Source organism: Pectobacterium sp. F1-1, from assembly GCF_025643735.1.
Lineage (GTDB): Bacteria > Pseudomonadota > Gammaproteobacteria > Enterobacterales > Enterobacteriaceae > Pectobacterium > Pectobacterium colocasium.
In genome coordinates this window covers 770,007-790,625 of the sequence record NZ_CP104733.1, presented here as the reverse complement: position 1 = coordinate 790,625, position 20,619 = coordinate 770,007, and the positions used below count along the sequence as shown (strand labels likewise).

General features: G+C 53.0%; 17 protein-coding genes and 3 tRNA genes. 5 read left to right on the top strand and 15 right to left on the bottom strand.

Translation table 11 applies throughout. The features are described from left to right. Positions 1 to 91: 91 nt before the first annotated feature. Complete coding sequence (locus tag NAL19_RS03490; protein ID WP_263058765.1) at positions 92 to 2,236, top strand: alpha-galactosidase; 2,145 nt, start codon at positions 92 to 94, stop codon at positions 2,234 to 2,236. A 44-nt stretch (positions 2,237 to 2,280) separates the two neighbouring features. Here the strand turns inward: NAL19_RS03490 and NAL19_RS03485 are convergent, their stop codons facing one another. The 6 genes from NAL19_RS03485 to NAL19_RS03460 all read right to left on the bottom strand — a co-directional run bounded on the left by NAL19_RS03485 (position 2,281) and on the right by NAL19_RS03460 (position 8,455). After that, positions 2,281 to 3,588 (bottom strand): ABC transporter substrate-binding protein, encoded by a 1,308-nt coding sequence (locus NAL19_RS03485; RefSeq protein WP_263058764.1) that lies wholly within the window; start codon positions 3,586 to 3,588, stop codon positions 2,281 to 2,283. Then, on the bottom strand, positions 3,581 to 4,669 hold the full coding sequence (locus NAL19_RS03480) for an ABC transporter ATP-binding protein (RefSeq protein ID WP_263058763.1): 1,089 nt from the start codon (positions 4,667 to 4,669) through the stop codon (positions 3,581 to 3,583). Before NAL19_RS03480 ends, NAL19_RS03485 begins: the two co-directional genes overlap by 8 nt. Continuing rightward, the gene (locus NAL19_RS03475; protein ID WP_263058762.1) at positions 4,669 to 5,493 is read right to left on the bottom strand and encodes a phosphodiesterase; all 825 of its coding nucleotides are present in this window, start codon (positions 5,491 to 5,493) and stop codon (positions 4,669 to 4,671) included. Before NAL19_RS03475 ends, NAL19_RS03480 begins: the two co-directional genes overlap by 1 nt. A 247-nt stretch (positions 5,494 to 5,740) precedes the next feature. Continuing rightward, positions 5,741 to 6,640, bottom strand: a complete 900-nt coding sequence (locus NAL19_RS03470; protein ID WP_263058761.1) for a carbohydrate ABC transporter permease — start codon at positions 6,638 to 6,640, stop codon at positions 5,741 to 5,743. Next, positions 6,630 to 7,502 carry a carbohydrate ABC transporter permease gene (locus NAL19_RS03465; RefSeq protein ID WP_263058760.1) on the bottom strand — a complete coding sequence of 291 codons (873 nt, stop codon included), beginning with the start codon at positions 7,500 to 7,502 and terminating at the stop codon, positions 6,630 to 6,632. Before NAL19_RS03465 ends, NAL19_RS03470 begins: the two co-directional genes overlap by 11 nt. 185 nt (positions 7,503 to 7,687) lie before the next feature. Next, a complete protein-coding gene (locus tag NAL19_RS03460) occupies positions 7,688 to 8,455 on the bottom strand; it encodes a hypothetical protein (RefSeq protein ID WP_263058759.1) in 768 nt (255 codons plus the stop codon). On the opposite strand from NAL19_RS03460, the gene NAL19_RS03455 reads away from it, so the two are divergent. After that, positions 8,454 to 9,148, top strand: a protein-coding gene (locus NAL19_RS03455; RefSeq protein WP_263058758.1) for an IS1 family transposase whose coding sequence is annotated in 2 segments (ribosomal slippage) — positions 8,454 to 8,700 and positions 8,700 to 9,148 — 696 coding nt in all. Because the reading frame shifts where the segments join, the coding sequence is not laid out codon by codon here. The two genes, NAL19_RS03460 and NAL19_RS03455, sit on opposite strands and share 2 nt — an antisense overlap. A gap of 82 nt (positions 9,149 to 9,230) precedes the next feature. On the opposite strand, the gene gcvP is transcribed toward NAL19_RS03455, so the two are convergent. The 3 genes from gcvP to gcvT all read right to left on the bottom strand — a co-directional run bounded on the left by gcvP (position 9,231) and on the right by gcvT (position 13,785). Further along, a complete protein-coding gene (gene gcvP / locus NAL19_RS03450) occupies positions 9,231 to 12,101 on the bottom strand; it encodes an aminomethyl-transferring glycine dehydrogenase (RefSeq protein WP_263058757.1) in 2,871 nt (956 codons plus the stop codon). Positions 12,102 to 12,214: 113 nt separating this feature from the next. Then, positions 12,215 to 12,610, bottom strand: coding sequence for a glycine cleavage system protein GcvH (gcvH, locus tag NAL19_RS03445; protein WP_263058756.1), 396 nt, complete (start codon positions 12,608 to 12,610; stop codon positions 12,215 to 12,217). 59 nt (positions 12,611 to 12,669) lie between these two features. Beyond that, a complete protein-coding gene (gene gcvT, locus NAL19_RS03440) occupies positions 12,670 to 13,785 on the bottom strand; it encodes a glycine cleavage system aminomethyltransferase GcvT (protein WP_263058755.1) in 1,116 nt (371 codons plus the stop codon). Positions 13,786 to 14,540: 755 nt separating this feature from the next. Between gcvT and NAL19_RS03435 the strand changes: the two genes are divergently transcribed. Then, positions 14,541 to 14,930: a hypothetical protein gene (locus NAL19_RS03435; protein ID WP_263058754.1), complete on the top strand. Its 390-nt coding sequence runs from the start codon at positions 14,541 to 14,543 to the stop codon at positions 14,928 to 14,930. Positions 14,931 to 15,103: 173 nt separating this feature from the next. Here NAL19_RS03435 and alsS read toward each other — a convergent pair whose 3' ends face one another. Together alsS and budA are read right to left on the bottom strand one after the other, a co-directional pair. Then, positions 15,104 to 16,783, bottom strand: a complete 1,680-nt coding sequence (gene alsS, locus NAL19_RS03430) for an acetolactate synthase AlsS (RefSeq protein ID WP_225086897.1) — start codon at positions 16,781 to 16,783, stop codon at positions 15,104 to 15,106. A gap of 21 nt (positions 16,784 to 16,804) precedes the next feature. Continuing rightward, positions 16,805 to 17,587: an acetolactate decarboxylase gene (gene budA / locus NAL19_RS03425; protein WP_263058753.1), complete on the bottom strand. Its 783-nt coding sequence runs from the start codon at positions 17,585 to 17,587 to the stop codon at positions 16,805 to 16,807. Between the two features lie 129 nt (positions 17,588 to 17,716). Between budA and NAL19_RS03420 the strand changes: the two genes are divergently transcribed. Together NAL19_RS03420 and NAL19_RS03415 are read left to right on the top strand one after the other, a co-directional pair. Then, entirely contained in the window at positions 17,717 to 18,619 is a 903-nt protein-coding gene (locus tag NAL19_RS03420; RefSeq protein WP_225086895.1) for a LysR family transcriptional regulator, read from the top strand. Positions 18,620 to 18,725: 106 nt separating this feature from the next. Beyond that, on the top strand, positions 18,726 to 19,016 hold the full coding sequence (locus tag NAL19_RS03415) for a DUF1435 domain-containing protein (RefSeq protein ID WP_180743972.1): 291 nt from the start codon (positions 18,726 to 18,728) through the stop codon (positions 19,014 to 19,016). Between the two features lie 124 nt (positions 19,017 to 19,140). Here the strand turns inward: NAL19_RS03415 and NAL19_RS03410 are convergent. The 4 genes from NAL19_RS03410 to NAL19_RS03395 all read right to left on the bottom strand — a co-directional run bounded on the left by NAL19_RS03410 (position 19,141) and on the right by NAL19_RS03395 (position 20,596). Continuing rightward, a tRNA-Leu gene (locus tag NAL19_RS03410) sits at positions 19,141 to 19,227 on the bottom strand. 113 nt (positions 19,228 to 19,340) lie between these two features. Next, positions 19,341 to 19,427: transfer RNA gene (locus tag NAL19_RS03405), tRNA-Leu, on the bottom strand. A gap of 73 nt (positions 19,428 to 19,500) precedes the next feature. Beyond that, positions 19,501 to 19,587: transfer RNA gene (locus NAL19_RS03400), tRNA-Leu, on the bottom strand. Positions 19,588 to 19,690: 103 nt separating this feature from the next. After that, positions 19,691 to 20,596, bottom strand: coding sequence for a LysR family transcriptional regulator (locus tag NAL19_RS03395; protein WP_263058752.1), 906 nt, complete (start codon positions 20,594 to 20,596; stop codon positions 19,691 to 19,693). Positions 20,597 to 20,619 lie beyond the last annotated feature (23 nt).

Sequence of the window (20,619 nt, the reverse complement as noted above, 5' to 3'; positions counted from 1 at the left end):
AATCACATTTCTTAAACGTTTAAGTTGATGACTTAAACGTTTAAGATTTCACTTACAGGCACTAATCAGGTCGTAATTGGGAGCCTTCATTATGGTGCGTGATATTGTTCAATTAACCAGCGCGCAGTGCGATGTCATCGTTCGCTATGCTCCGGCGGCGGAAATTCTCTACTGGGGGCCACGGCTGCGCGGCTTCTCTCCAGAGGATATCGTTTCTCTGCAACGCCCCATCGCTAACGGTCGTCTGGATGTGGATCTTCCTCTGACGCTGGCGATGGAATACGGACGTGGTCAGTTCGGTTCACCGGGTATTGAGGGGCATCGCTCGGGCTATGACGCCGCGCCGATCTTCACGACAACGCAGGCAGACGTTCAGGACAATACGCTCATCATCACGGCGGAGGATGCGCAGGCTGGGCTGCGCCTGACCAGCGAGCTGCGTCTGGATCCGCAGACCGATGTCCTTCAACTGCGCCACACGTTGCAGAACCTGCACGATAACGTCTGGCAAGTACAGCGCCTCGCCGTCACGCTGCCCATTCCGGAACGGGCAAGCGATGTCATGGCGTTTCACGGCCGCTGGCTGCGTGAGTTTCAGACTCACCGCCTCACATTGCAGCACGGCGGTTTTATTCAGGAAAGCCGTCGCGGAAGAAGCTCACACGAGTATTTTCCCGCTTTTATCCTTGGCGAATCCGCATTCAACGAGCAGCATGGCACCGTCTGGGGCGTGCATTTAGGCTGGAGCGGCAACCACCGCCTGCGTGCCGATATCAAAACGGACGGACGCCGCGTCGTGCAGGCGGAAGCCCTGTATCTGCCGGGCGAAATCACGCTGGCGCAGTCAGAATCCCTCACCACGCCGTGGGTCTACGCCGCCTTCTCCGATGCGGGTTTGAACGGCATGAGCCAGCGTTATCACGCCTTCCTGCGTCAGTCCCTGATCCAATTCTGCGGTGATAAGCCACGTCCGGTGCACCTCAATACCTGGGAAGGGATCTATTTCGATCACGATCCAGAATACATCATGCGAATGGCGAGCAAAGCCGCCGACGTCGGCGTAGAGCGCTTCATTATCGACGACGGCTGGTTCCGTGGTCGTCATCATGACCGAGCCGCGCTCGGCGACTGGTATCTGGACGAGGAAAAATACCCGAACGGGCTGATGCCCGTCATTGAGCATGTCAAAGCGCTGGGAATGGAATTCGGCATCTGGGTCGAACCGGAGATGATTAACCCCGATTCCGATCTATTTCGCGCCCACCCCGACTGGGTGCTGCAATTGCCCGGCTACGCGCAGCCAACGGGTCGCTACCAGTACGTGCTGAATTTAAACCAGCCCGACGCCTTCGCTTACCTGCTGGAGCGACTGAGCTGGTTGTTGGGTGAGCACCCAATCGATTATGTGAAATGGGATATGAACCGCGAGCTGGTGCAACCCGCCCACGAAGGCCGTCTGGCCGCCGATGCGCAAACCCATCAGTTCTACCGTCTGCTCGATACCTTGCGCCAGCGTTTTCCCCATGTCGAATTTGAATCCTGCGCCTCCGGCGGCGGTCGCATCGACTACGGCGTGCTGGAGCGCACCCAGCGTTTCTGGGTGTCAGATAACAACGACGCGCTGGAGCGCCAGACTATCCAGCGCGGTATGAGCTACTTCTTCCCGCCGGAGGTGATGGGGCAACACATCGGGCACGCTCGCTGCCACGCCACGTATCGGCGTCATACCCTCGCCTTTCGCGGGCTGACCGCGTTGTTCGGCCATATGGGCATCGAGCTGGATCCCGTGAAGGCCGATAACGACGAACTGGAAGGCTATCGCCACTACATCCAGTTGCATAAAACGCTGCGCCCACTGCTGCACCGCGGCACCACCTGGCGAGTCGACATGCCGGACGAGACCACGCAGGTCACCGGCGTGGTCAGCCACGATCGGCAGCACGCGGTTTTTCAGGTAGCCCAGTTGCGTATGCCGGAGTATTCGCTGGCGGGTACGCTGCGCTTCCCCGGTCTACAGCCCGACGCGCGTTATGCAGTCACGCTGTTGGATGGCCCGGAAATCAAAACAGTGCGCGAAGGCGGCGGCGCTATGCGTGAGCTTCCCCCCTGGTTACGTCAGCCGATCGTGGTTTCTGGCGACTGGCTGATGCAGGCTGGACTTGCCCTTCCCATTCTGACGCCGGAAACCGCCATTCTGATTGCACTTTCCCCAGTGGTAGACACCGCTGGCAACTAGCCTTTTCCCGCCCCGTTGCGCCAGTATCAACGGGGCGGACATCCTTATTTCACGTCTCGCAACGCTGTTTTATCCACGTAAGGCTTCATGATGCCATCCGCCTCTTTTTGCGCAGCGGCAGCAGCGTCATCAACCTTTTTCGCCGGATCGTTTAGCAACGCCGCCAGCTGATTTTCCATCGCTTTACGCACCGCGACCGTTTCATAGGTGGCGTACCACGGATGGGCATATTGCAGTTGTGAAAGCGCAATGGCCGCACGCGGATCCTTCGCCAGATAATCCTTCATTTCCGGCAGATCGTAGGCCGCTATGCGCGGTGCAAAGTAGCCAGTAAAACGGCTCCAGTTGCCGCTGACTTCTGGGCTGACTAGGTAGCTCATGAATTGCCAGGCCGCTTTCTTCTGTGCTTCGGAAATTCCTTTAAAGCTCACCAGACTCGCCCCGCCGATGGTGACGCCGCGGCGCTCTTTTTCCGGCATCATCGCTACGCCAAGCTGGAAATCTTTGGTGTTTTCCCGCATAAAGCCCAGCGCACCGGTGCTCAGCATCGTCATACCCAGCTTGCCGGAGAAAAACGCGGCACTGATCTGTTTGGAATTCAGTACGCCAGCGGGCATCACTTTGTCGCGGTACACTAAATCACGCCAGAACTGGAGCGCGCCTTTGGTTGATGCCGTGTTGTAATACACTTCGCCCGGATAATCGGCATTGTAATACGCTCCGCCGTTGGCACGCGTCAGCGCAGACAGTATCCAGCCGCCGTAGTCATCGTTGGTGGACGGAATCATGATGCCCCACTGTCCTTTCGCCGGGTCAGTCAGTTTCTTCGCGACGGCAACCACTTCATCCCAGTTTTTCGGCGGTTCGTTAAAGCCGGCCTTTTTCAGCATGTCTTCGTTGTAATAGAGGATCGGCGTCGAATTATGGAACGGGATCGCATAAGTGACGCCCATTACCTGCGCATTCTGATGCAGCGCAGGCCAGAAGTTTTTGGTCAGGAAAGGCGTGGCTTTTTCATTGCCGTATTTGAATAACTCGTCCATCGGCAGGATTTCATCTTTGATGACCAGATCGGCAGTGAAATTCGCCGACATAATCACCAGCGCTGGCGGATCGCCCGCTTTCGCGGCCGCTTCCGCTTTCACTTTGGTTGTATCGTAATTGCCGGTGAAGATCCCACGCACTTCAACCTGATCCTGCGATTGGTTGTACTCCTTGATGATGCGCGTCATTTCCATCGTCAGCTTGCCATCAACCGGCGCAGGAAACATGAAATCGATACTCTCTTTCGCCAGCGCGGGGCCAGACATCAGCAAGGCTATCGCCAGCGCCATCATACGGGGCTTACGCATTTCTTTTCTCCTGGGATAAATTGCGGGCGGTTTGCCCGGAAAACCAATGACAATCCTGCGGTGAAAAATGAAGCACAATGGATGCACCGAGATCCGGCACGCCATCGCGATTGGGCCGACGGTAGCGAATATTGCCCAACGGCGTATCCACGTGTATCAGATACTCCGCGCCAAACAGCTCCCGTTGCTTCACCGTTCCCGGCAATGACAAGTCGCCGTCTGACGCGGCGTGTTCGGTAATATGCTCAGGGCGAATCCCCAGCAGCACGCTGGTCAATGCTCGCGTTTCTTCACTGTCATGCAGCGCCACGGGCAATGCCTGCAACATGGCGCGGCCATCTGTGCAGGGCAGCGTCACGAGATTCATCGCTGGCGTACCAATAAATCCGGCGACAAAGACATTAGCCGGGTGTGAATACAGCTGTTCCGGCGTCCCGACCTGTTGCAGCACGCCGCGATCGAGCACGGCGATCCTGTCGGCCATCGTCATCGCCTCAATCTGATCGTGCGTGACGTAAACGGTGGTCGTTTTCAACTGTCGGTGCAGATCCATAATGCCGTCCCGCACATCGCTGCGCAGGCGGGCATCCAGATTCGACAACGGCTCATCCATCAGAAATAAATGCGGATCGCGCACGATCGCCCGCGCCATCGCCACACGTTGTCGCTGACCACCGGACAGTTTTCCCGGTTTGCGTTTCAGTAGCGGCTCAAGCTGAAGCAGGCTGGCAACGCGCTGCACGCGCTGTGGATACTCCGCTTTCGGCTCACCGCGCATCCGCATCCCAAAAGTGATGTTCTGCTCGACCGTCAGGTGCGGAAACAACGCGTAGTTCTGGAAGATCATTGAGAAATTACGCTGCTTTGGGCTCCACGTCGTGATGTCATCATCACCCAGTAGAATTTGCCCATCGCTGACGTCTTCCAGTCCGGCCAGCATACGCAGCAGCGTACTTTTTCCACAGCCAGACGGCCCAACCAGCACCAGAAACTCGCCGTCAGCGATATCCAGCGACAGCGATGCCAACGCCTGCGTGTGCTCGAAGCGTTTGCTGATATTCCGTAGTTGAATCACGGCCATTACGCATCCACCGGACAGCTGATACGCGGATCGTAGAGGTAAGGTCCAGGGTACGATGCGATCGACTGACTGTAACTCACCAGTCCGGTGACCGGCACATAGCGGTGCATCACCACGCTGGCAGGCTCCAGGTTGTAATACGACGTATCGTCATAGTAGAAATACGGCACCTGATGGACAGTACCCGGTACGGTGGCAATAATCGCCTGCCGATGCTGCGTCATAATCAAACGGTGCGTATGACCGCAGAAGATCCGCGTCAGCTGTGGGAAACGTTCGATCAGCATCAGCAGCTCGCTCCCGTTTTCGCAGGCGATCCGATCCATGTGTGCCGATCCCAAAGGAAGCGGTGGATGGTGCATAAAGATTGCCGTTTCACGCGTGGCATGATCCTGCAATTGTTGCTCTAACCAGCCCAGCGTGGACGGCGTCAGCCAGCCTTTCGCCTGCCCAGCCAGACTGGTGTCGATGAACAGCAGGCGCATCGGGAAATCATCTACGGCATAGCGGATGTTCTCAGGATCATCGCCCAATTGCGGGCAAAGCGGGCGCATCGCGTTGAGGAAATGCTGTTTGTCATCGTGATTACCCGGAATCACGTACATCGGGTAATCCAGCATCTGTAACACACGTTGTGCCACCTGATACTCCTGCGGACTGCCGCAGTTGACGATATCACCGCTAATTACCACCGCGTCCGGCCGCTCGCTCAGTGCGTTGAGCTGATTAATGACTTTGGCATTTTCCCCGTTAATATCAATAAATTCATAGAGCTTGCGCCCTTCACTGCGAAAATGCAGATCGGAAATCTGTGCCAGCAACATAATCACCACCTCTATCGTTATTTCACCTATTGGTGAACGCCGATCGTTTAAGAATCGAGATACACGGAGCCTGTCGCTCCAGATAAATAGAACTACGTCACCCGCATGATTAATATCGGTCGTTTAAAGATCGAGATACCGGGGGCGACCACGGTGTGAGGTATCCCTCCGGGAACCTCATCACCGTGTTTCCCCCTAAACCCATACTTAAATCGCCCTGCATTCACCCACATACCCTTACAGCGATTCACTTAATGCCCGAGAAGCCGAAACTGCTCAGGAACTGCTTCTGGAACACCACAAAGGCCACCATCAGCGGCAAGCACACCAGCAGCGTACCTGCGCAGATCAATCCCCACTGCCCACCGGACTCCGCGCCCATAGCGAACGACACCAGCCCGATGGTCAGCACCTGTTTGTCGGGATCGTTGAGCACCATCAGCGGCCAGAGATATTCGTTCCAGTGGTAGGTAATGCTGACCGTGGCGAAAGCCAGAATCGACGGCCAGGTCATCGGGATCAGGACGTGGAACACCACCTGCCACCAGCGGCAGCCCTCCATCAACGCGGCTTCTTCGATCTCTTTGGCAATATTGAGAAATGCCTGACGCATCAAAAACACGCCAAACGCCGAGGCGAAATACGGCATCATCACGCCAGTCAGGGTATTGAGCAGGCCGAGCTGTTTGAGCGTCATCATGTTTGGCACCATCATGACGACGGGCATGATCATCAGTTGAATCAGCAACAGGTAGAACAGCAGCGTTTTGCCGCGAAACTCGTGGTAGGCAAAGATGTAGCCCGCTGTGGTGATCGTCACCAACTGCACCAGAAACGTGCCGACCGCAAAAATCAGCGTATTGGTATAAAGCTGTAGCCAGTTAGCGCTGTCCCACGCCTCGCGGAAGTTATCAAGCGTGAGCGGGAGACGCGGCAGCAGCGAGGCCATGTCCACGCCGAAACTGCTGGTGCTAACGGACGCAGACAGCATCCAGATAAACGGGCTGACCCACAGTAACGCGGCGCAAATCAGCACCAGCGGCAGCGTGAAACGCGTCGTGATACGAAGCGGGTTGATCACATTTCGGCTTTCAACGCGTGGACTTTTCACGTTCTGAACGTCAACGATCTGATTTTCAGCGCTCATAATGCGCCCCCTTCTCCAGCACTTTCAGATTCATCATGGAAAAGACGAATAGCATCGCCAACGTCAGGAAGGTGGCCGCAGAGGCTTTGCCCAGATCGTGCGTATCATTCGCCAGATCCTGAATGTAATAGAGCAGCACAGTCGTCGCGTTATTCGGCCCGCCGCGCGTCATCACGGCGACATGGTCGATCTGAGTGATGGCGTAGATAAAGGCGATAGTGACCACAAAAGCGATGGTTGGCCGTAGCAGCGGCAGCGTGACGTAGAAAAATACCTGACGCCGTGAAGCCCCTTCCATCAGCGCTGCCTCACGAGCGGAAGCAGAAACGGCTTGCAGACCAGCGAGAAAAAACAGCATGTAGTAACCGGCGAATTTCCAGATACCGATGACGCTCACCGCCACCAGCGCGCTGTCGCTCATGCCGAGATAGTTGTTGTTCATCGGGCCGAACACCTTCGCCAGGTAGTAATCCAGCAACCCCAGCCCCGGCATAAAGATGAATAGCCACAGCGTTGCGGCGCTCACCAGCGGAATAATCATTGGAAAGAAGAAAGCAGTACGCAGCCAGCGGTTAACGCGTGTGTTTTCCCAAAACAGCACCGCGAGCAACAGCGCCAGCAGCACGCCAGGCACCACCGTCATCAGGATATACAGCACGTTGTTCAGCAAGGCCTGCCAGAACACCGCGTCCTGCACCAGACGCACAAAATTATCCATCCCGACGAACAGCGGCGTATCGGCATTCAGTCGGGTGTCATACAAACTATCGATGACCGAGCGCAGCAGGGGGAAATAGGTGAAGGCAAGCAAAAAAACCAGCGTCGGCAACAGCACAAGGTAGGGAAAGCATTTTGCACGCATAACTCAAAGGCCGTTCAGTGTGAAACACAGAGGCCTTACCCTAGAACGCTAGCGTGTCAGTGGGGCGTCAGTTTAATGACAGTTTGTTTTCGGAAGTAAATCATTCGCGGGCTAATCTGTAACTTTAAAGATCCACATGGCTATGTGTTCTGTCAGCATGAAAATCTACACGAAATCAATTTTTCTTATCCTATAGATGAGTCAGGGTATTTATCTATGTCACACCAAGTAAAAACGTTATTATCTATGTTTAGATATGAGAGGCTTTCCATAAGTTTCACCTGTCCGTTTTTCTTCGTCTCAGAACTATTATTTGAAATAATAAAAGGTACAACGTCTAAGTCTTTACCCAGTTCATCTATAAGTATTCGTGCCATAATATATTGCCGAAGCAGTTGATGGGGTAAAAACAAACCTCCGTGCGCACCAAAAGTTTGTGAATCCTTTACTTCACCGATATAAAGTTTATTTCGTGTTTCAATAACAATATCAATTTCCGTATGGCGAATGTTTTGAAACAGGCGTAGCGGGGCATCTTCTCTTTCAAGAGAATAATTAACCGTTTTTTCAACACGTAAATACCTATTAGAGTCCCCCTTAAAATTTAATACTCTTTCCTGTAAATCAGGAAACAATCGCAAAAACCGCGCATAGATTATATTATACTCGGCTGAATATCGATTAATATCCTTCCCATAGATGTAATCCCTATAGCCATACCAAAACAATTCAAGCTTGGCCTCTTTTCCATCATCAAAGGGGGCGCTATCGTCGTTGTTATTTATCATTAGATATTCAATTAATCTTTTATTTTTCTGGTCAAAAATATTTCTTACCGTTGTCCAATTCTCGGTTCTATTTTCTATTCCTAAAATCATCGCATCCCTTTTAACTTTGGTGGTGCCTCTAATTAGTTGAATTGATATATAATGACCGCTTTGAGGTTTGCTCATGGCCAGCGTTAATGTTCATTGTCCTCGCTGTCAGTCTGTTCAGGTTTACCGTCATGGACAGAACCCTAAAGGTCGTGACCGGTTTCGCTGTCGTGACTGTCACCGCGTGTTTCTGCTCACCTATACTTATGAAGCGCGTAAGCCCGGTGTCAAACAACAAATTACCGAAATGGCATTCAACGGCGCCGGCGTTCGTGATACAGCCAGAACACTGAAAATCGGTATTAACACCGTCATTCGCACGTTAAAAAACTCGCGCCGAAGCGAATAACTTCCTCTCCGGTCGCTCATGCCGATGTAGCACTTATCTGTGAGCTTGATGAGCAATGGAGCTTTGTCGGCAATAAAGCCCGGCAGCATTGGCTCTGGTATGCATACAACACCAAAACAGGTGGCGTTCTGGCTTACACGTTTGGACCGCGCACGGATAACACCTGCCGTGAACTTGTGGCTCTGCTGACGCCGTTTAACATCGGTATGATAACCAGCGATGACTGGGGCAGTTATGCCAGAGAACTCCCGAAAGATAAGCATCTGACAGGAAAAATCTTCACTCAGCGTATTGAGCGTAACAACCTGACACTGAGGACACGTATTAAACGTCTGGCCCGTAAAACAATCTGCTTCTCGCGTTCGATAGAATTGCATGAAAAAGTCATCGGGGCATTCATTGAAAAACACATGTTCTACTAATTGGACGCATTACCTTAACTTTATCCATTTGCTGGCCTCGCATATAGACAGTATTCGAGGCCAATATATCATGCCTAACGTATTAATACTCGCTCATCGGCACACACGAGCAGAACAGGTTACGGTCACCGTAAACGTCGTCCAGACGCTTCACGCTCGGCCAGTATTTGTGTTCGCTACCTGCCGGGAATACTGCCAGCTCACGGCTGTACGGATGCGCCCAATCAGCCACCAGCTCCGCCTGTGTATGCGGTGCGTTCACCAGCGGGTTATCGTCCAGCGGCCATTCACCCTGCGCGACGCGGTTGATTTCAGCGCGGATCGCCAGCATCGCGTCGATAAAGCGATCGATCTCGACCTGACTCTCCGATTCCGTTGGCTCTACCATCAGCGTGCCCGCGACCGGGAACGACATGGTTGGCGCATGGAAACCATAGTCGATCAGGCGCTTGGCGATATCCATCTCACTGATACCCGTGCTCTCTTTGAGTGGGCGAATATCCAGAATACATTCGTGCGCCACGCGACCGTCACGGCCAGTGTAAAGCACCGGATAGGCCTGCTGTAAGCGCGTCGCAATGTAGTTGGCGTTCAGGATCGCCATCTGGCTGGCCTGTTTGAGCCCTTCCGCCCCCATCATGCGGATGTACATCCAGCTAATCGGCAGAATCGAAGCACTACCGAACGGCGCCGCCGATACCGCGCCCTGATCCGTCAATACACCAGCCATTTTTACCACCTGATGACCCGGTACAAACGGCGCCAGATGCGCTTTCACGCCAATCGGCCCCATGCCCGGCCCACCGCCGCCGTGCGGAATACAGAAGGTTTTATGTAGATTCAGATGCGAGACGTCTGCGCCGATATAGCCCGGCGTAGTGATGCCAACCTGCGCGTTCATGTTCGCACCGTCCAGATACACCTGACCGCCGTATTGATGCACGATCTGGCACACTTCCCGGATCGTCTCTTCATAAACGCCGTGAGTGGATGGATAGGTCACCATGATGCAGGAAAGCTGTTCGCCCGCCGTCTGTGCTTTCTCACGCAGATCGTGCAGATCGATATTGCCCTGTTTGTCACAGGCGACCACCACCACATCCATCCCCGCCATCTGCGCCGATGCCGGGTTCGTACCGTGGGCTGAACTCGGGATCAGACAAAGATGACGACCCGCTTCATTGCGACTTTCATGATAGCGACGGATCGCCAACAGTCCTGCATATTCGCCCTGTGCGCCTGAGTTGGGCTGCATGCAAATCGCGTCATAGCCCGTCAGTTGAACCAGCCAGCCCGATAGCTGTTCGATCATCTGACGATAGCCCAGCGCCTGTTCCGGCGGACAGAATGGATGCAGCTCGGCAAATTCCGGCCAGGTAATCGGCAGCATTTCCGCCGCCGCGTTGAGCTTCATGGTGCAGGAACCCAGCGGGATCATCGCCTGATTCAGTGCCAGATCCTTACGCGCCAGACGGTGCAGGTAGCGCATCATCTCGGTTTCGCTGTGATAACGGTTGAACACCGGATGCGACAGGATCGCATCGTGGCGCACCAGCCCGGCGGGGATCGTTGCTGCTTTCTGGCAGATGGCAGCATCAAGTGCGTCGATATCCAACCCGTGATCGTCACCTAACAGCACGGCAAACAGCGCCAGCACATCTTCACGCGTGGTCGCTTCATCCAGCGTGATGCCTACCGCACTCGCCAAATCGCTGCGCAAGTTGATGCCAAAACTTAATGCCCGGCTCAGCACCGCGTCCTTGTCCGCAACCTCAATCGTCAGCGTGTCGAACCAGCTGCGATGGCGCAGCAGCAGCCCGCCCTGCGTTAATCCCGCCGCCAGAATATCGGTCAGACGGTGGATGCGCCCGGCAATACGTTTGAGCCCTTCCGGCCCGTGGAATACCGCATACATCCCCGCAATGTTGGCCAGCAACACCTGCGAGGTACAAATATTGGAGTTCGCCTTCTCGCGGCGAATGTGCTGTTCACGCGTCTGCATCGCCATGCGCAGCGCGGTGTTGCCTGCCGCATCGCGCGACACGCCGATGATACGTCCCGGCATTGCACGTTTATGCTCGTCGCGGCAGGCGAAGAAGGCCGCGTGTGGCCCGCCGTAACCCATCGGCACACCAAAGCGCTGTGCGGAGCCGAAGACAATGTCTGCTCCTTGCTTGCCCGGCGCGGCCAGCAACACCAGCGCCATGATGTCCGACGCCACGCAACTGACGACCTTACGCGCTTTCAGTGCCGCCATCAGATCGCTGTAATCGTGCAGCTCGCCCGTCGTCCCCACCTGTTGCAGCAGTACGCCAAACACCGCATCGTCTTTCAGTGCCTCTTCCGCTTTACCGACAACAATCTCAAAACCAAAGGTTTCCGCGCGGGTACGCACCACATCCAGCGTTTGGGGATGCACGTCGTCTGCAACGAAGAAACGCTCAGCCTGCTTGAGTTTACTGATGCGTTTTGCCATCGCCATCGCTTCCGCCGCCGCAGTCGCTTCATCTAGCAACGAGGCGGAGGCCAAGTCCAGACCCGTTAAATCCTGTGTGACCTGCTGAAAATTCAGCAGCGCTTCAAGACGCCCCTGAGAGACTTCCGGCTGATACGGCGTATAAGCGGTGTACCAGCCCGGATTTTCGAGCACGTTGCGCAAAATTACCGGTGGCATCAGCACCGCGCTGTAGCCCATACCGATATAGCTTTTATAACGTTGATTGCGTCCTGCAATGGCCTTCAGTTCAGCTAACGCTTCATGTTCCGTCACCGCCTCTCCTACCGCGGGCGGGCTGGGCAATTGAATATCCACCGGGACAATCTGGCGGATCAGCGCGTCCAGCGACGTTGCGCCCACCACCGACAGCATGTGCTGCTGTTGGCTGAAGGAAGGGCCGATATGGCGCTCGATAAACGCGCCGTCATGTTCGAGTTGACTGAGTGTTTGGGTCATTACAGTACTTTCCTTGATCAATCGTGCCTGCATTAATCGTGCTGGCTACCGCGCTGAAGATGCCGCGGGCGCATAAAACAACACGCCCCGGCATAGAGACCGGGGCGCGATAACTACTCGTCGTCGTCTTCCAAAGAAGCCTGATAGCCTTCGGCATCAAGCAGTTCGTCTAAATCAGACTCATCAGAAATTCTGATGCGGAACAGCCAGCCATCGGCATAAGGCGCGCTGTTGACCAGTTCAGGGGAGCTTTCCAGCTCTTCGTTCACTTCCACGATCTCACCGCTAATGGGCGCATAAATATCTGACGCCGCTTTTACCGACTCCGCCACCGCGCAGTCATCGCCTGCGGCGACGACCGTGCCCACTTCAGGTAAATCGATAAAGACCATGTCACCCAGAAGTTCCTGCGCATGCTCGGTAATGCCCACGCTGTAGATACCGCCGCCCTCGTGCATTACCCATTCATGCGACGTGGTGTATTTTAATTCTGCTGGTACATTGCTCATTGCATCCCCTTTCCTAAAGTCGTTAATCCTATCCGCTTATCTTTACAGGCAAGCCGCTATCAATACTGAACGATGGCTTTTCCGGCACGAACAAAGCCGGGTTTGGTCACGCGGACGGGCAGTTCGCGGTTGCGAATCTGCACTATCGCCTGTTCACCAATCCCCACCGGAACACGCGCCAGCGCTATGCTCACGCCAAGCGTTGGCGAGAACGATCCGCTGGTGATAACCCCTTCGCGCATCACGCCATCACTATCAGTAAAGCGCACAGGTAAATCATTGCGCAATACGCCTTTTTCCGTCAGCACCAAACCAACCAGTTGATCGGTCCCTTTTTCACGCTGATGCGTTAGTGCTTCACGCCCGATAAACTGGCGATCCTCCGGCTGCCAGGCGATAGTCCAGCCCATATTGGCCGCCAGCGGCGAAATGCCTTCATCCATATCCTGACCATACAGGTTCATTCCGGCTTCCAGCCGCAGCGTATCGCGCGCGCCCAGACCGCATGGCTTCACGCCAACAGCCAGCAGTTGCTGCCAGAAGTCGACCACCTGTTCACTCGGCAGAGCAATTTCATAACCAGCTTCGCCCGTGTAACCCGTCGTAGCGACGAAGAAATCCCCTACCTGCTTGCCAAAAAATGGCTTCATGCTGGCTAACGCTGCCACGTCTGCATCATTCAAGCCTTTCGCCTTCAGGCATTCCTGCACTTTTTCCTGCGCCTGCGGACCTTGTACCGCGACCAGCGCCAGATCGTCGCGCTCACGGATTTCAACCCCGAACGGCGCAGCATGCTGCCCGATCCAGGCGAGATCTTTTTCGCGCGTCGCGGAGTTCACGACCAGCCGGAAATCATCTTCCGTAAGAAAATAAACGATCAGATCGTCGATGACGCCACCGGAAGCATTCAGCATGCCGGTATAAAGCGCCTTGCCCGGCTGCGTGAGTTTAGCGACATCATTCGCCAGCAGGTAACGCAAGAATTCACGCGTTCTCGCACCATGCAAATCGACGATAGTCATGTGGGAGACGTCAAACATGCCAGCTTCCCGACGCACAATATGATGCTCATCCAGTTGAGAGCCGTAATGCAGCGGCATCATCCAGCCGTGAAAATCCACCATTTTGGCGCCATCGGCCAGATGCTGTTGGTACAACGGAGTCTGCTTTGCCATTCTCATCCCTCTTCAGCGCATGGCGTTCAGGCGATAAAACACACTGCGCAAACGATATCTTCTCACTGAACTTACCACCGAAGCGCAGGTTAAACCACACCCTCAGTCATAAGATAAATTATATAGAACACAAAGAAAGCCAAGTCACTCACAGAAAACAAGCCAGACAAATATGCTGAATAAAAAACAAAAACAAGCATGTTTTTTGTTTAATCGAGATAATATCGAAGATTAATGATATTTAAACGGAATAACTCAGGAAATGGCACCCGAATAAAAACACCTTTAGGATTAGATAATCTAATGACAAAAACAACGCTAAATTAGATTTTTTCAATCAAAATCCGGCAACGGATCCCAGTCAGACTCTCTTCCTTATGTCGCCATCATCACGATTCTGTGAGCTGCTTCTCAGGCATCTTCATCTCAGTGCCAGCGCGCGCCAAAAGATCAAATTCATCCGTAACGACGTTGATCCACCAACGCACATGCAACTTGAAGTATGACGAGGATTAAAGTGTAAAGAAGGATCGTCACGCCGTATTACATGAATAATTACATGACAAATTAATATTAATTAAAATGACGATCGTGATAATAGATTGGATTATAAAATTAGACTTCTATTTATTATTAAACTAAGAAAAAAGAGAAAATGCCGTTAATAGTACCTGACCGCTAATTGCATAAACTCAGATGCTCATCTAGATTTTAACTGTGATTCTCCCTGTTAAAAATCATATAGGATAAAAGCTATGCAAAAAAACATTAATACATTATTGCAACGTTCTATTGCTGCATCGGCATTTCTATTTTTGACGTTTACTGCCAACAACGCATTCGCAGCGGATGTCAAAGGAACGCTGAAAAACTACCAAAATAGTGGGGTTGATTTTACTTATGCAGAGCAAAAATATGGTACTAACCGTGGAATTCGTATAATGGCGGGTACACGTGATCAAACCTACAAATTCAGCCCCAACCCGCATGATGACCCTTGGTATAATAAAAACCAAGAAAAGTTTTACCGAACTGCGGCTGAAGCGTTAGCTGATAGTTATTTAGCATCGCCACAGAGAATTTTTCCACGATATGGATTCAAATCAACAATTAACAAAATTGAGTACACTTACGGAGAAAGATAACACGCTATTTAATAACGATTGAATGAGCTCGTTTTCATAAAATACAGAAAAATATTAGTCCTAACATGAATACTTTCCTGGATGTTACACTTGTACTGTCTGTCCGGATTCCTCTGGGCAGACAGTGTAAGTAATATTAATAGATACTTGCATGCAGGCGCGATCCCGACATATCAGATCAGCACACTAATATTCAGGTTCTCCATCAGCCAGTGGTTATCGGAATAATCAACCGGAATCGCAATGACTGCCGGGCCATCAACGTCCATCGCCTGACGGAGTTTGCTGACCAACTCATCCGCAGACTCCACCGCAAACCCTTTCGCGCCAAACGCTTCCGCATACGCTTTGAAATCAATCGGCCCAAATGCCACGCTTGCCGGACGATGATATTTATGGATTTGCTGGATTTCCACCATGTTATAGCCGTTATCCACCCAGATGATATGCAGAAGATTACTTTTCAGGCGCACCGCGGTTTCCAGCTCCATACTGGACTGCATAAACCCACCGTCGCCGGAAACGGATACCACTTTCTTGCCGGGCTGCACCAGTGATGCCGCTATCGCCCACGGCAGCGCCACGCCCATGGTCTGCTGGCCATTGGTCATCAGGATCTGTCTCGCCCGAAAGCTATACAGGTAACGCGCCAGCCAGATGTGAAAACTCCCCATATCGACACACAGCGTGACATCTTCATTGACGATATCCTGCATCGCCCGCACCAGACGCAGAGGGTGAATCGCAAACCCAGCCATGTTGATGGCGCGCGTACTGAGATCGTGACGCTGACGCTGGCGATCCTGTAACACGGACTGCGTACCCGCCGATAAAATAAACGGCTCGCTGATGCACGCGTTCAACGCATCCACCGTCATCGCGATATTTCCAAGCAGCTCGATATCAGGGTGATAGGCACTGTCGATCTCTGCCCGCAATACATCGATGTGGATCAGCGTTGCTTTACCGCTATTCCATAACACCGGGTCGTATTCAATCGGGCTGTAACCTACGGTAACGATCACGTCCGCCTGTTGTAGCAGTTTATCCCCAGCCTGATTGTTGAATAACCCGACACGTCCTGCAAAGTGATCGAACTGCTGCTGATCGATCACGCCAGCGGCCTGATACGTGCTGGTAACCGGTAGTTGGCTGCGGTGTAAAAAACGACGCAGCGCCTGCGCGTTTTCCTGCTGGCTGGCCATTAATCCGAGCAACAACACCGGATTTTTAGCCTGCCGCAGCCGTTTGGCCGCTTCGGCAATGTCGCTATGCGGCGCGCCGTTTAGCAACGGCAAGTTCGGACACGCCAGCACTGGGCTAATGACTGGTTCATTGACGATATCCTGCGGCAGGCTGACAAACGCCGCGCCCGGACGGCCGCTTTCCGCTGCGCGGAACGCATTCGCCAGCACTTCAGAGATCGCACTGGAGGCCGTGATTTCCGCACTGAATTTACTGACCGGCTGAAACAGGCTAACGGTGTCCAGACTCTGGTGTGTCAACTTCAGTTTATCCGCCCGCTTAACCGCCCCGCCCAGCGCCACAACAGCATCACCTTCTGCGGTCGCCGTTGCCAGCCCGGTGACCAGATTGGAACAGCCGGGGCCGGATGTCACCAACGTCACTCCCGCTTTCCCCGTGAGGCGGCCTATCGCCGCCGCCATAAACGCGCCGTTCGCCTCATGACGTACCGGGATCGTTTGAATTGTCGAGTCTTCCAGCTCATCAAACACGCGATCGATTTTAGCGCCGGGGATACCAAAAACATGCTTTACGCCCTGCGCTTCCAGGTGTTTTACAATCAGCTCGGCTCCGCTACTCCAGCTTTGCTGTTCGGTGGACTTTTCCATGACATGACTCCGATGAAATGACTAGCTCTCTACTGACTTGATAACGCTATTGAGGTTTTCTGAAGACAGATCGGCATTGAGAAATTCCCGATCCTGAGGCAGATCGATGATCAGTTTGGCAACCACGCCAAACGTTAGCGTGCCGTGTTCGACGTCATAATTAAGAATATGACCGCCGCCCTGGCGATCGTCAGTAATGAAATGTTCGTGGTAACCCGCGACATTAATTCCCTGGGTATAAGCTGGACTACGAAAACCGATAACGCTGCCGTTACGGTGTTCAAAATGAAATGTCGGTTGTCCTTCAACGGCTTCCTGCATCGGTTTATAAGGCCGGCACTGACGAGGGACGGTACGGGTTTCAACACAGCGAAAATTCCCATCAACCCGCAACGCGCAGAACAAGTTATCCGTTCCCACAATTTCGTCGATCTGGCGATGAACCTCTTCGCGCGACGTCCAATGATCAAAATGGATCGTTTCCGTCGGACGAAAGAATGTCATGACGGCGAACGGCGTTCTCTGCTCCGGCTTCGCCGCCCGCGCGCTGCCATCAGATAACAACTGGAAAATCTGGCTATTTAACGCAACCAGTTCCCCATCCAAACTATTAAATGTTCCTAATCCGAAATCACCATATTCCAGTAATTCAGCTATCGTTCGGCTACCTTCATAGACGCCATTTATTAGCCCACTCATTAATGAGGTCTGATAAATAACGCTGTCTGCATGCTGCTGCCGAAAATCATAAGCATAGCTGGCAAAGGCTTCCTCACAGGATTGTTCACTGACGCTCGTTTTCATACCTTCCTTCTCACCACACCAATTACTTAAACATTATTAATATTTAGATAAAGATTGACGCGGAAGAGCACAAAATTCCAATATGCAATGAAGACCATTTCAAGATCGGAAACATATGGAGTTACGTGAATGGAACTACGTTACCTGCGCTATTTTGTCGCCGTTGCACAAGCGCGGCATTTCACGCGTGCGGCAGAAAATTTGGGGATGTCACAGCCGCCTCTCAGCCAGCAAATCAAGAAATTCGAGCAGGAGATCGGGACACCGCTGTTCAAGCGACTAACGCGCGGTGTAGAAATGACGGAGGCGGGACAGGCGCTCTATGAGGACGCACGCCGGATTCTGCAACTCACCGATTCGGCGATTGCACGGACCAGAAGTATTGCGCGGGGTGAAAAAGGAAGCCTGAACGTGGGCTTCTCCCCATCGGCCATGTTCCATCCAACGGTGCTTGCCCTACTGCACCGTTACTGTAAGCAGTATCCGAATGTGCAACCGCTACCGAAAGAAGAGAGTCCAGCAACGCTTATCGCTTCACTGCAAGAACGCAACACCGACATCGCCTTTCTGCGCTTACCTTGCGATCTCAGTGATGAGATTAACGGGGAGATTTTGGCCGAAGAGCCGATGAAATTGGTGTTACCCGCGGGACATGCGCTTAGCCATAAAACGCAGGTTTCGCTCAGCGAGCTGCGTCAGGAACCGCTGATTATTTTCCCACGCGAGGTGTGTCCGGGGCTGCACGATATGATTATCCGTACCTGCTATCTGTCAGGCTATGGTCCCAGACCCAGCCCCTTTGCCCCGCAACTCACAGCAACGATCGGGATGGTCGCCGCAGGCTTCGGCATCACGCTCGTACCAGAGTCGCTTGCCTGCATTAAGGCCGATAACGTGACCTATCATGACATCGGCATGCCCGAAATCCATACACAAGTTGCGGCTATCTGGCGTAAACATGAACGATCGCCCACTATCGTGAATATGATCCATTTGATACGCCAGCATCTGAGCAGCCTCTATCCCAATTAATGCCTTGATGAAGAAAATTCCGCCAATCTGCTCGTCAAAAAACTAGTAATTGATATAAATTCTTATATGATATTAGTTATCATTATCACTTTTGATGGGTGGAAAAATGCTGACAGCAATGATCACAGCCTGCGGGCTATGGAGCGTGAGTTGGTGTATGGGGAAGCATTTGTCGAGTGCCTGGGGCGTGCTGTTGCCTTGTGCCATCATGCCGCTATTAGCACTCCTCGATCTTAACCTGACGCACCTGAAAGTGATTATCGCCATCGCGCTACTGGCGACGCTTGTCATGCTGTTTCATCAACGCTTACGCCACTATTTATTGCTGCCATCCTGCATTGCGCTGGCTGGCGGACTGGCAGCACTCTCCGTCACGTTTAATATGACGACAATGTAAACCAATACGGAACGGTGAACTGACTCAGAAAGATCAATAAACGCGGAAAAGGGCGATAGATAGAGAGAAAAGGAAAAAACAGAATAGGCAGGAAAGAAAATCAGGAAGATACAGAAAAAATCTGTGGTGCGAAGAGAGGGACTTGAACCCTCACGTCCGTAAGAACACTAACACCTGAAGCTAGCGCGTCTACCAATTCCGCCACCTTCGCACTGAAACGTTGCTTGTCTTATACAGTAAAACTGTCTTATACAGTAAAACCGCTTTATGCAGTAAAACCGCTTTATGCAGAAAATCAGCTTATACGCTAAAGCTACTATGACATGGTGCGAAGAGAGGGACTTGAACCCTCACGTCCGTAAGAACACTAACACCTGAAGCTAGCGCGTCTACCAATTCCGCCACCTTCGCAATGTTGTCATGCCGCTTATGCAATACTGATTGACTGCTGTGGTTCGACAAACCAGAACCGTCGTAGTGATGTTGGTGCGAAGAGAGGGACTTGAACCCTCACGTCCGTAAGAACACTAACACCTGAAGCTAGCGCGTCTACCAATTCCGCCACCTTCGCAACACTGCTTTACGCAATATCACTACGGGGGCGAATTCTAGAGGTTTTCGCGTTCACGTCAATGATTATTTCCTCTGGAATGCGGGGGTTGCTGCAAAAATCATCATCTCGCTGCGGAATTGCGCGTAAAGAGTTCATCAAGCCATTCTATAAACACCCGAATCCGCGGAGCGAGAAAGCGACCAGGCGCATACATCACGTAAAGCGGCATCGCGGGCGGCGACATTTCCGGCAGGATCTCAACCAGTTCCCCGCTTTCCAGAAATGGACGTAAACCGCGACGCGGCGCCTGAATAATCCCCAGTCCGGCACGGGCGCTGGCGATGTAGGCATCGGTGCCGTTAACCTGCAACGCACTGGGCAACATACGCGTAATGCACTCATCACCCGACATGAACTCCAGCGGATAAAGATATTCAGTGCGCAGGGAGAAATACCCGACCATACGATGTCCCGTTAGCTCATCGAGCGAACGCGGCACGCCATAGCGCGCCAAATAGTCGGCCGACGCACAGGTAATCTGCGGCATTGACGGTAAATGACGGGTCGCCAGCGTCTCGTCGTCCGTCTGCCAGGCACGCAGCACACAGTCAACGCCTTCACGCAGCACATTAATCGCCGCATCGTTGGCACTCAGCATCAGCGTCACCTGCGGATAGCGCGCGTAGAATTCTCCCAGCGCTGGCACAACGACCTCCCGCGCCAGCGAGTGCGGCATATCCACCCGCACTTTACCCACGGGTTGTTGCTTTTGCTGCGTGAACAGCGTGTCGATCTCTTCAATTTCCGCCAGCAATTGCAAACAGCGTTCGTAATAAACACGCCCTTCATCGGTGATCTGCACCTGACGGGTCGTGCGTTGCAGTAAACGAACACCCAGCCGCCCTTCAAGCTGTTTGATGGTGTTGCTCACCGTCGCACGCGGTAGCGTCAGTCGCTCCGCCGCCCGGCTGAAGCTACCCAATTCGACAATTCGCACAAAAACCCGCATCGCCTGAATATGATCCATCGCTGCCACCATTGTTGGTTATT